At 49.4% G+C, this 11389-nt stretch carries 10 protein-coding genes; 4 read left to right on the top strand and 6 right to left on the bottom strand.

Annotation, left to right across the window (positions count from 1 at the left end):
- Positions 1-397: 397 nt before the first annotated feature.
- Positions 398-1054 carry a GNAT family N-acetyltransferase gene (locus CWB98_RS20165; RefSeq protein WP_138546465.1) on the bottom strand — a complete coding sequence of 219 codons (657 nt, stop codon included), beginning with the start codon at positions 1052-1054 and terminating at the stop codon, positions 398-400.
- 104 nt (positions 1055-1158) lie between these two features.
- Here CWB98_RS20165 and CWB98_RS20160 point away from each other — a divergent pair, with 104 nt between their 5' ends.
- The 3 genes from CWB98_RS20160 (at position 1159) to CWB98_RS20150 (ending at position 2618) form a co-directional block, all read left to right on the top strand.
- On the top strand, positions 1159-1386 hold the full coding sequence (locus tag CWB98_RS20160; protein ID WP_138546464.1) for a DUF2789 domain-containing protein: 228 nt from the start codon (positions 1159-1161) through the stop codon (positions 1384-1386).
- A 184-nt stretch (positions 1387-1570) separates the two neighbouring features.
- Positions 1571-1843: a hypothetical protein gene (locus CWB98_RS20155; protein ID WP_138546468.1), complete on the top strand. Its 273-nt coding sequence runs from the start codon at positions 1571-1573 to the stop codon at positions 1841-1843.
- Position 1844: 1 nt separating this feature from the next.
- Positions 1845-2618: a Zn-ribbon-containing protein gene (locus CWB98_RS20150; RefSeq protein WP_138546463.1), complete on the top strand. Its 774-nt coding sequence runs from the start codon at positions 1845-1847 to the stop codon at positions 2616-2618.
- Between the two features lie 51 nt (positions 2619-2669).
- Here CWB98_RS20150 and syd read toward each other — a convergent pair whose 3' ends face one another.
- On the bottom strand, positions 2670-3215 hold the full coding sequence (gene syd / locus CWB98_RS20145) for a SecY-interacting protein (RefSeq protein ID WP_138546462.1): 546 nt from the start codon (positions 3213-3215) through the stop codon (positions 2670-2672).
- Between the two features lie 61 nt (positions 3216-3276).
- On the opposite strand from syd, the gene queF reads away from it, so the two are divergent.
- Entirely contained in the window at positions 3277-4122 is an 846-nt protein-coding gene (queF, locus tag CWB98_RS20140) for an NADPH-dependent 7-cyano-7-deazaguanine reductase QueF (RefSeq protein ID WP_138546461.1), read from the top strand.
- Here the strand turns inward: queF and CWB98_RS20135 are convergent.
- From CWB98_RS20135 to CWB98_RS20120, 4 genes are read right to left on the bottom strand one after another with little or no spacing between them, the layout of a single operon-like run.
- Complete coding sequence (locus CWB98_RS20135; protein ID WP_249364728.1) at positions 4109-5029, bottom strand: peptidylprolyl isomerase; 921 nt, start codon at positions 5027-5029, stop codon at positions 4109-4111. The two genes, queF and CWB98_RS20135, sit on opposite strands and share 14 nt — an antisense overlap.
- Positions 4926-5864 carry a transporter substrate-binding domain-containing protein gene (locus tag CWB98_RS20130; RefSeq protein WP_138546460.1) on the bottom strand — a complete coding sequence of 313 codons (939 nt, stop codon included), beginning with the start codon at positions 5862-5864 and terminating at the stop codon, positions 4926-4928. The genes CWB98_RS20135 and CWB98_RS20130 overlap by 104 nt, the downstream gene beginning before the upstream one ends.
- Positions 5864-9580: an autotransporter assembly complex protein TamB gene (gene tamB / locus CWB98_RS20125; protein WP_138546459.1), complete on the bottom strand. Its 3717-nt coding sequence runs from the start codon at positions 9578-9580 to the stop codon at positions 5864-5866. The genes CWB98_RS20130 and tamB overlap by 1 nt, the downstream gene beginning before the upstream one ends.
- A complete protein-coding gene (locus CWB98_RS20120) occupies positions 9580-11316 on the bottom strand; it encodes an autotransporter assembly complex protein TamA (RefSeq protein ID WP_138546458.1) in 1737 nt (578 codons plus the stop codon). Before CWB98_RS20120 ends, tamB begins: the two co-directional genes overlap by 1 nt.
- Positions 11317-11389: the final 73 nt, after the last annotated feature.

Genomic DNA, 11389 nt, shown 5'->3' with positions numbered 1-11389 from the left:
TCCTGAGTCTTCCTGACTCTGTCCACTTCGCTTATCCTAAGCGCTCCTAACGTCCTTTGTTCAACATCGTCCTGATGTTTCCTGAGTCTTCCTGACTCTGTCCACTTCGCTTATCCTAAGCGCTCCTAACATCCTTTGTTCAACATCGTCCTGATGTTTTCTGAGTCATCCTGACTCTGTCCACTTCACCGCTTCCTGGCGCTGATGTCCTTCCGTCCTTGAACACGATTAAGTTTACGCAATCCTGGCTGTCAGAAAAGGCGCTTTTTCTGATAGTTTTTTAAGTCATCAAGTTGAAACAAAAGAAAATTCAATATAAATCAATCATCTAAAATCAAGTAAGGGGTTAAATCAGCTGGTCTAAAACGCCTTGACCTACATCCATGTGAGAAAAGTCTCACAGTGTTTTTTCCATAATGGCTGCTCGAGTTTTAAACAGCAATTCACCTTGTACTGATCTGAAAGTTAAAACCTGATGCTTTTCATAGCCATGCTCTTGAAAAAAAGCGTTTTGGTTAGGCTCTGAAACAAACACCCCGAGGCCCGTGGAAAGTGGGTTCTCTTTCACCAATTCGTCCAGCGCGCTAAGCAAGTGATGCCCCAAACCTTGCCCCTGATATTGCGGCTCTACCGCAATAAAAGACAGAAAATAGTAATGCCCCTGCTCAGACAGTGCTTCACGAATGGTTTTCTCTTTATCAATCAGCTGCTGCGTTTGAAGATAGCCGGCACTCATCATGAGTCGCAACCGCCAGTCCCAGCGCCGCGATGCTTGCAACTCGGTTTGCGCTTCAAACACACAGGCAACCGCAAGCAATGATTGACCCTGATATAGCCCAATCAGTGGTTGGGCAGATTGACCAAAGCAAGACAATTCCTCGCGGATCAATGCACGTAAGCGCGATTCATAACTTTGCTCATCGGACCCACCCAGAACATCTTTAAACAACTTGTCATCATGGTAGGCTCGATATAACAGACTGGCTGCAACGGTACTGTCTTCCGGGTGTAAGTGTTTAATTGTCAATTGTGTAGTGGATGCAGGGTTAGTCATGGAGTGTCCTTGTTTTTTGTTTTGATTATCCGACGAAAATTACTTGGTCGGTGTCGTAAATCTACTATAGTTATAGCGTACTTTTTAAACAACAAGAGGGGTGTATGGATACTAGTGCACATAATCTGAAAAACTTGTTTGCGCAACTTGGGTTGGATAACAGCGACGCCAAAATTGAGGCCTTTTTCAGTCAACACAGTCTGCCCAGTGATATGTTGCTAGCCGAAGCCCCATTTTGGAATGAAGGGCAAAAACATTTTATTGAAGAGTCTCTCCAAGAAGATGCCGACTGGAGTGAAGTAATAGACGAGCTGGATGCGCGATTGCGTTGAGCATGCCTGAACTAAATGTAAGTGTTAAATATCACTTTACGCTCGGCCCTGCTTCAGCTTGCAAGTTAGTCCGGCTCTATTTCATTGCTCCTCAGCTCAGTTTCAATACAGGCTGTTTTACTGGTGATGTTCCGCAGGCTAAGGTGTTACAATGCGCCCAGTTTTTGTTTCCAGAGGGCACATCATGCATCCCGCCGTTTTAAACGCCATTGCCACACTCGTTGCACAGGGCAAAACCCCCACAGTTGCTACTACCAAAGCCAAATTAGCGGAGCCTGTGGCTATGCCCCTGATCATAGCGGGACTGACGACATATAAGAATAATCCAGACATACTGTCGACATGCGATGACAAACTCAGCCTGCGCGATAATTCTGAACAACCCGGTTCTGAGACACAACTTGATCGTATCGAAGCAAAGCTGGATAAGCTGATTGCCCTGCTGGAGTCTCGTTAATATGTTTGTGGTTGATCTTACGTTTGACTGTTATCAGGACACCACCCTTGAAAAGGCAGAGCAGGCAATCAACAGGCTCGTCAATGCACTGCGTTTTAATGGCCAGATCATCGGAGATGAATTTCCTACGGTATTAAAGGAAGGTTTTTTTATCACTCGGGTAATGTGTCCGCTCGAAGATTCGTTGCACCCGCTCCACCACAGCCCCTTTGTGAAACATGCCATTGAGCAGCTCCAACAAGCGGGATTGCTGGCACCCAAAGTCAAAGTGATAGGCCAGGATATTCATGCTAACGGTGCCGACCAATGCCAATCCCCCTCAAGCTATATCCTCTATACAACCTATGTGCACACATGCAGTCCACTGTATTGTGGGGATGACTTCCAACCAGTTCCTTTGTATACCATTCCAGCCATTGCGAATGGTGATTATAAGGCGTTGATTAAATGGCAAGAAGACTGGCAGGCCTGTGATCAGATCCAGATAAATGGGGCAACCCGGTGCGAATTTGCCGCACTCAATGAACTGACAAGCCTCGACAGCGATCTAACCCGACGTGGGCTGGACCTGAGTAAACGTATTCGTTACCTCACCAAAAAGCCGGTGTATTATTATTTATATCGAGTTGGCGGGGAAAGTCTCGCCCAGGAAAAAGCGCGCACCTGCCCTAGCTGTGGCGCTGACTGGGCATTAGAAGCGCCCTGGTTTGGTATTTTTGATTTTAAATGTGATGCCTGCGAACTGGTGTCTAATATATCCTGGGATTTTCAGTAGCAGAAAAGGTGACGTCCTTGCGCGTCACCTCAAAATGCCTACATCGCACGATTAACACTGTGCCGATAGTTGCTTTAAAAATGCTGTCAGGTTAGGCGCAAGCACTCTGTGCGGCGCTTTACCTACCCGCTCAAGACAGACCTCTCCTGTGCTCAGCTGCACGGTGATCAGTACATCTTCCTGAGCAGCCAGGCCAATAAAGACGGTATCTTCTTGCTTGAGACGTCGCTTCATCAACACATGACCCGTGATATTTTGTTGCAAACGCTCAAAGTCCTCTTCATTCCAGGCTTGCAGCAACTCTACTTCTTCATCGTCCAGTGTGGCCAATATATTGCCCGCGTAAGCCGAACCATAAAATTCATTCAGCTCAGAGCTAAACTGGGTTTCCAGCGCATTGGCTAGTGCATTGAAGTCACCACATGGCGTTCTGGGCACCGCCTGCCACGCTATCAGACCATCACCCCTGGGTTCTCCTGTTTCACACGGGCTGGGCCATTGCGCGTCATGCTGGATCAATGGCCAGTGGCCCTGTGATTGCTGTACCGAGTTGGCAAATTTTTCATGAAGTTCGAGGATCAAAGTGCTCACGCTCATACTGCTATTCTCGCTCATTATTCGCTATAATCGGGGCCATTGTAACTACTAATGGATCAACATGACAGACTACAATAACGCCCCCGAGTTAAAAGCTTCCGTACTGGGCAAGACCACAGAATACGCCAGTCACTACGACCCTAGTCTGCTTCACCCTATTGCGCGCAAGCTCAATCGTGACCAGATAGCCGTAGACGAGCAGGCGTTACCTTTTTTTGGTGAAGATATCTGGCATGGCTATGAACTGTCCTGGCTGAACCTCAAAGGTAAGCCACAGGTTGCTATTGCCCGATTTGTCTTCCCCTGTCAGAGCAGTCATATTATCGAATCCAAATCATTTAAGCTGTATCTGAATAGTTTCAATCAGAGCAAGTTTGCCAGCTTTGATGCGGTGCAAGAGGCATTGAAACAAGACTTATCCGTAGCAGCCCAGTGCGATGTCGACGTCACCCTGTATGGCCCAGACGACCATGATTGTTTACCCTTTTCTGCCCTACCGGGAGAGTGTATCGATGAGCTGGATATTACAGTAGATGATTACAGTCCCCGCGATGGCTTGCTGGCGCAAGAGAGTGACATTCAAGTCACCGAAACCTTGCACAGCCACCTGCTTAAGTCTAACTGTCTGATCACCTCGCAGCCAGACTGGGCAAGTATTGTGATCCGTTATGAAGGGAAGAAGATTTGCCGGGAGTCTCTGTTGCGTTATTTGATCTCATTTCGGGATCATAACGAGTTTCACGAACAATGTGTTGAGCGTATTTATTGTGACCTGTTGCGTGCATTTGAACCTGATAAACTCGAAGTCTATGCAAGATACACCCGCCGAGGCGGCCTGGACATAAATCCATTCCGCTCCAGCGAACAAAATAAGACGACCTTTAACGTCCGGATCAATCGCCAGTAAATGCTTTCACCGGCACGGTGATCGCGCACACATCGGTATGATTGGCCTGGTGTAAAAACCAGGCTTCCGGGCGGTTCTGCCGCGCCGCGATCAGCGCTCGGAATGCCTCGCTCTGTGTGTTAAATACCATAAAGCGTTGCTTGTCTTGTGTGTCTGCCAGTACCTCAACAGCCACTATAGGGTTGAAAACCTGCCCAGCGGTTGGCGTTCGGTGTAGCCGTTGAACGTGCTCCATCCCCGCCAAAACGCGGCCAAACACGGTGGTATTTAAATCCAGATAACGTTGTGCAGTTAACGTAAAGTAGAACTCACTGCCACCACTGTCTGCACTGTTCTGACGTGCCATAGCAAACGTGCCGGGGCAATGTGTTTGCCACGTACGCTTGCCATCTTCACTCTGTGCCACCGCAAACCCATTTAAAAACCCTGTTCGGGGGGCATAGCCATCATCTAGTCCCAGCTCAGTAATAGTAAGGGCCTCACTCGTGGTGTAGAAAAGCTCAGCAGCGATGCTTTTTTTTCCATTAACGGGCTTTCGCTTGCCACCCTGATCGCCACCTTGTGCAACAAAGCCTTCGACAAAACGATACATGTTGAGGCCCTGATAAAAACCTTCCCGGGCCAGCGCTTTAATATTATCAACATGTCCCGGCGCCAGCAGGGGATTCAGCTCTACGTAAACCGGTCCTGTTGGCAAGGTGATTTTTAGAATGTTATCTGCAGCAACCAATCGCCAGTCATCTTTGTGTGCCTGAGCAATGATGTTAGCCGGCGAGCGCTGCTCTGATGCTATCGTGATGCCGTCAGTTTGTGCTTGCTTGTCTGTCGACTGGCAAGCAGTGAGCATGAGCAGTAACAAGGCTGACAGGCTCATCGCTTGATTTGTGTTGCGTGTTATTATTGTCATTGTATTTTCCTGGTTGATACCACAGTTCGCTGCGTGATAAAGGTGTTGCAGCAGACAGTGTAGGATTAGGCATGGTCAGCCTCACACGTTCGGCTAAATCAAGTTTTTCCAGTTGATTAGCAAAGTGGCTACGAAATAATCTCTCGAAACAGCCATCAGCAATGGCCTGTTCCAGGCCTGACTTTAGCAGAGCATGCAGATGTGTATTGTTTTTATCGACAAACAGATAGACGGCCGAGGGATAGTTTATCAACAGATGTGGTTGCACCATGACGTCAGTTCGTGCCGAGAAATCTTCGGCTGCCAGTATATCCAGCGGCACCACATCCAGCCGCCTGTTACTCAGCATGGTCATCGCTTTTTCTGTGTCGTGAAATGCCACCACCTGAAATCCATTACGCTCAAACACTGCTCTGTCAGGCCAGTCATGGCGAAGCCCAAACAGCAGTGGCTTGAGCTGCCCCCAATGCTTAATATCCGAAAACTCAGCAGCGCGGTTGGTATCAACAAACAGAATGCGATACCCCAGTAGCCCTTTTACCAACGGAATACGTATCGCCAGTGCTTGTTGTTCTCGTTCTTTACTGGTTACGGACCAAAATACATCAATGCCCGATTGCTTACCAAGCAGGCGTACAGCCCGCGTTTGCGTTGGAATACCTGCAACAGTTTTTAAGCTAACGGGTCTCGGCTGATAGGACAACGCCAGCTCAATTAGCTGAAGAACATAAGGATTAGCACCTGATGTCACTCGAATTTCTAGCGGTGCTCGTACAGTGTACGCCGCGCTCGAAAAGGTGGTGCCAAGTATCAGTGCCAACAAAAAACGGTGCATTATTCGTCCCAGTCAAATTTGTACAGCAGATCAATACTTTTATACAAACCACTGGTCGCTTCAATATAAAATTTCGAAAAAATCCGGTAGCGCACCGCGACTTCACTCAGCGATGCAAAAACGCCCACCCGATAACTGACCTGGACACTGGGGGTCAGATAACCCGACACTTCCACTTGAGTATCATCACCACTGCCCTTGGCCGACAGGTTTACATCCTGTATCCCTATGGTCTCACCCGCTTTGGCAAAATACCCCTTGCTGCGATCTATACTCTGGGACAACAGAAACTGCGCCAGCATGGTATTGTTATTACTCTGACCATCACCTAACGGCTGACCATTGAGCAGGTAAGCCAGTGCCTGGGCCTGGTCCATCGCTGGCTGTGAATAAATCACCAATTCAGGGCTTCGAATACTGCCTTTGACTTCAACTCCGGCAACAACACCATTGGCCGTTGTCTCAGGATTACGGATTGCTCGTACATTAATGTAGGGCTTGTCCAGCGGACCATTGAAACCCAGCTGACCCGTTTCTATGCTCAGGTCCTGCCCAAATGCTTTGTACCGCCCTTCTCGCAAATTGATCTCACCACTGGCCAGTAAGGCCGAAGCAAGCTGCTTTTCCAAGGACAACTCACCTGTCAGGTAAGCGTCCAAACCCAGGGCCTTAACCCTGACATCATCCAGCAAGCGTACGTCCAGATCGAGCCGGTAATCCATCATCTGGGCCGACCGAGTGGGGCTGGTCTTATCAACGATGACCTGATCGTCGCTTACCGCGACCACTCCCTGGGGTAACTCTTCAATTTCTATGCGACCATAAGGCACAGTAAGCATCCCGGTTACCTCTGCATACTCACCGTTGTAACGCAATGACAAGTCTGGCGTTACATCCAGGGTAACACCCGGTTGCGGTGTCAAAGTTAACTGTTCACCATTGAGATTTAACTTTGCCCTCAGAGCGTTGTGCCAATCAACTTCACCGCTGAGCGCGACCTGACCTCGTGGCGCCGTATTAAGCTGTCCAACTAGCTCAGCCTGCTGGCCATTCAATTGCACATCAAGATCTAAGTCGCTAATGGCCAGAGGAAGCTCACTGGCTTTTAGCTGGATGTCTTGGGCGCTAAGCTGTCCACTTAACTGCGGCAGTGTCAGCGCACCGTCGATGTTGACCTGACCCGCAATGACCCCCGCCAGTTCCAGATCTGGCCACAATAACCGGCGTAGCAAAGGCCGGAATTTACTCAACTCTATACCTGCTATGTTTACATGCCCGCGCACAGATTGAGGCTCGGCCTGCAATGGCATCAGCAGCTCACCATTAAAATGGCCTAACTTTCTGAGCGCCAGTTGCCAATTGGCTTTTGCCTCTCGGGCATCACTGTTCAGTGTCAGAGAAAATTTTTCTATTTCAAGTGGTAAGGTCGGCGCTGCCCCCGCCTCGCTATCATCAAGTTGCTCTTGGGCTGCACCATATAGTGTGACCTTTGCGTCGGCCATAGCCAGTTGCCCATCCAGCGTCTCTAACTGGCCCTGCGACCATTTTGCCCCGACAGTGCCAGAGAGTATACCTTTAAATTCAGCCAGGTTACTCAGCAACGGATTAAAGTGCGTCAGGTCCAGCTGCTGTAATTCAATGCTCGCCTGGCCCCGGGACCCATGCTCTGCCGCTAAGCAGAGCTGTCCGGGTGAGAGTGTCCAGCATTGACGCGCCACGATTATCTGATCCGCTTTCACCGCCAATTCCGCTGGTGACATCAACACCAATTCACTGTTGTCCAAGCGCAACATACCTGCATGCAGCTGACCAACCCAGGCCTGCTTAGCATACTGTCCACTGAATGTCAGATCGCCACTGCTACGTGAGTTCTCAACCTGAATTGTCAGCTGGTGGTGGTTCAGATCTCCCTGGCCTGTTACATTGAGAGCCGTAGCAGGTAAGTCCCCCTGAGTCACGGCAGACAAAGACATGTTCAGGTCAGTCAACCAATCCCTGGCCAAATCAAGAGAAAGTGCCAATGTGCCACTCTCTACTGACGTATCCAGATACACAAGTTTATCCAGCTGGCTGCGTAACGTCAGTTTCGGTGATTTTATTGGTCCGGTGGCGGTGAAGTGTCCTGACAGTTGCACATCCGCCGGCAACACGGCATTTTTTTGGTGCGCCAGTGACAACTCACCACGCACATTCAGTTGCTGATCAGCTGTACCCGACAGGGTGAGCTGGCTATTTCCATAGCTGAGCTGGGCGGTCTGGATCTCACCATGTAAATCACTATTTATGTTACCGCGGGCAACCAGCTGCAATGGAAGGGCGGCCAGCTGTCCGCTGAGTTCCAGTTCATTAACCTGCGCCCGCCACTGCTGACCATGCTGGGAAAAGTCAAGCTGATAAGCCCCTGATAACTGGGTCTCATCCAGCTTCAGCCAGGCACCCAAAGGCAAGGCATGTAACTCGCCCTCTATCTGGCTTCGCAACCCATCTTGCCAGCTCACCTGAGCACTGAGCTGGGTATGCGCGTCACCCAATGTGAGCCCAGCCTTTTGTAACGTCAAGGCAGTGAGTCCGCCAGACGCTGCCAGTTGTATATCCAGCTCACGGTCAGCTAAATCAAGTTGCTCACTCAGTTGCACGCCAGCATGTGCATTGACCAAATAGTCAACTGCAGTCCCTTGCGCGTCGAGTGATAGCTTTTGCAGTGTATTGTCTGAACCCAGAGCAAGTTGTTCGGCGTTTACCGTCAGTGAGAAAGGCCAGTTTGGCACTGCCGGACTCACACTCAACGCGATTTTGCCCTGTGCATTACCAGACAGTGTGGCAGACAGGTCCAGTTGATTAAGATCACCAGTAAATGTAAGTGCGCCTTGGTAGTTGCCATGCTCATAATCTATTCCCCCCGACACAGCCCAGCGACTCAAATCTGCCTGCGCTGCCAGAGCGAGATGATGTGTGAGATAAGACAGTGACAAATGGTGTATCGACAACTCGGACTGCTCGGCAGCGGCACTTAGCCGAAGCTGATTTACGGCCTGCAACTTCCCCTCATAAGGGCGATAGCTAAGCTCAGTGACTGTAAACTGCTCGATACTGACAGCCACAGGAAGTTGTATGGCGGGCAATGATAATGCGGGGATCACTGTCGGCATAACGAAAGGGGCGGCAGGAGCTGGCGCGTCAGTTTGCCTGATCTGTGCACGACTCAGTGTAAACTTATTGATTTGAAGGCCCTGTTCATCAGCTCTGACTGCCACCGCCAGTTTACTGAGCCTTACTTCATGTCCTGCTGCCTTGAGCTCTGCTGCTTCTAAACGAAATTGTTTGATAGCAAAGGAGAATGGTAAGGAGAATGGCTCAGCTTCAGTCGCTTGCACAGGCTCAGCTGTCACCTCGGGCTCGGCGACGGACTTAGCCAGAGCTAATGTTACCTTATCAGCACTGCCTGACAGACATAATGTGGCGCAACTAAACCAATCAAGTGACAGGCTGAGCTTACGGGCATGAAAGGTCACCTGTTCATTCTGTAGTTGTACGTCCAGTACGGCATTGGACAGCAGACGTGCCTGAGGTGAGCTAATTTGCAAACCAGTTACACTGTGATTGGCCACCCAGATCACTAGTTTGTGACCTGGTAACGTAAATAACAAGCAAAATACCATCACACAGAGGCCAATAACGGTGTAACTAATACGGCGCAGCAAGACTTTTAATCCCATTACATCTCCGGTCCAATGACAATACTTAAACGGGTGCTCTTACTGTCTTTACTCAGCCCCCAGGCGTGGTCCAGGCGGATAGGTCCGACCGGGGTCAGATAGCGAAAGCCAAATCCGGCACCTAGTGCCCATTCTTCCTCAAAGTCGTCCGTTGCAGTGCCTGTGTCCATAAACAGCGCAACACGCCAGTTGGGCATAAACTGATAGTTGTATTCTGCACTCGCCGTTGCAAGATATTTGCCGCCCAGTAGCTTACCCTCACCATCCCGCGGTGCTACAGATTGATAAGCAAACCCACGAACGCTCTGATCGCCACCGGCAAAAAAACGCATATTGAAGGGCACGGCTTCAATATCATCGGTCACAATTGCACCCGCCTCCAATCGAGTCAGAAAGAAGTGTTGCTGCGCTATGTTACGCAACCAGGCATTTTTCCAGCGTACTTTGATCAGGGAAGTCGACGAGACCAAAGATTCACTGGCCAGCTCGACAGAAATCAGTCGTTCATTGCCCCAGTACGGCAACATCCCTCCCAGGCTCTGTTTTTTTGCATAACTCACACCGGGGATCAGCATTTCAGTTTTCAGTGTGTCGCCATCCTGTTCACTGGTTTCATGCTCACGTTTTAAAAACGCAGTGCGTATCCAGTTCCCGGGTGTCAACCACTGGCGCTGCACCTGAATATTCCAGGTTTTAGTATCAACTCCTTCGGTGAGGTCGTCCTGTAACTGATATCCCCCCAGAATGCGAAATACATCATTATTCGGATCATTCACCGGAATGGTATAAGCACCACTGATATCTTGTTGACGCTGAGAAATATTGAGATCCGATGTCATGGAGTGCCCCCCGCTCGTTATCCAGGGTTTACTCCATTTGAACCTTGCTTTCGCACCTAAATCAGTACTATAGCCTCCACCGACTTCATAGCTGTTGGCCGGTTTGTCGACCAGCTCAACGCGAATTGGGACAGCGCCTTGGTGCCTGAGTTTGAGCAAAGGGTAAACCCGAACGCTCTGAAAATACGGCGTTTCATTCAAAGTAAGGTTATATTGAGACAGCTTCTGGGCAGCATAAAACTCACCCGGGCTAAATGGACTTAACGCTTGAGCAAACGCAACCGCTTTTGATTTTGCCGACAGACGTAGTTCCCCAAACCGATATCTGGGCCCTGCAGACAACGACAAGATTGCAGAGACCTGTTGTTGCGAGCGATCCACACTGAGCTGTTTTTTGAGCCACTGAAAATCAAAATACCCCAGCTCCAGCAATACACTTTCTATCTGCGCTTTGGTGGCTTCATAACGGTCATGTCTAACCTGCTCACCTATTTGAATGGCACCATCAAGTAATCGTAAGCGCAATGCGTCGTCTTCAATTCCCTGCAGGACAATCTCTACCTGGTGCCACTGTAATGCGACACCAGGGTCCAAAATCAGGGCGACGCGCCGCGTCTTTGGATCAAACGCCATGTTAAGCGTGTGATGATAATACCCAAGCGCCTGTAATGCCTTAGTGATATCTTTATCAATCAGCTTCTGTCTGCGCGGCGTAAACGGCTTACCAACATAGGTGCTCAGAAAACGCATGACATTGTCATGTGCTTCATCTGATAACTCAGCGCCGTCTGGCGCCTGACTTACAGTAAACTCTGTAATACCAGATGAATCGCTTGCCCATACCTGAAATGAAAAGAGAAGAACAACTAGAATGGCAATAAACGCAGATAAACGCACTAAATAACCCTAAAATTTACAGTGACATTATAATACCACAGCAAGATGACGCTGACATGGAGTGGATGTACTT

Origin of the sequence: Pseudoalteromonas rubra, assembly GCF_005887115.1 — a bacterium.
Taxonomy (GTDB): Bacteria; Pseudomonadota; Gammaproteobacteria; order Enterobacterales; family Alteromonadaceae; genus Pseudoalteromonas; species Pseudoalteromonas rubra_F.
The sequence above is the reverse complement of the archived record's forward strand: the minus strand, read 5'-3'. Positions and strand labels throughout refer to the sequence as shown.

Bases quoted from the DNA above. Each gene is read 5' to 3' on its own strand.
- CWB98_RS20165 (WP_138546465.1), bottom strand. From the start codon at position 1,054: ATGACTAACCCTGCATCCACTACACAATTGACAATTAAACACTTACAC.
- CWB98_RS20160 (WP_138546464.1), top strand. From the start codon at position 1,159: ATGGATACTAGTGCACATAATCTGAAAAACTTGTTTGCGCAACTTGGG.
- CWB98_RS20155 (WP_138546468.1), top strand. From the start codon at position 1,571: ATGCATCCCGCCGTTTTAAACGCCATTGCCACACTCGTTGCACAGGGC.
- CWB98_RS20150 (WP_138546463.1), top strand. From the start codon at position 1,845: ATGTTTGTGGTTGATCTTACGTTTGACTGTTATCAGGACACCACCCTT.
- syd (WP_138546462.1), bottom strand. From the start codon at position 3,215: ATGAGCGTGAGCACTTTGATCCTCGAACTTCATGAAAAATTTGCCAAC.
- queF (WP_138546461.1), top strand. From the start codon at position 3,277: ATGACAGACTACAATAACGCCCCCGAGTTAAAAGCTTCCGTACTGGGC.
- CWB98_RS20135 (WP_249364728.1), bottom strand. From the start codon at position 5,029: ATGACAATAATAACACGCAACACAAATCAAGCGATGAGCCTGTCAGCC.
- CWB98_RS20130 (WP_138546460.1), bottom strand. From the start codon at position 5,864: ATGCACCGTTTTTTGTTGGCACTGATACTTGGCACCACCTTTTCGAGC.
- tamB (WP_138546459.1), bottom strand. From the start codon at position 9,580: ATGGGATTAAAAGTCTTGCTGCGCCGTATTAGTTACACCGTTATTGGC.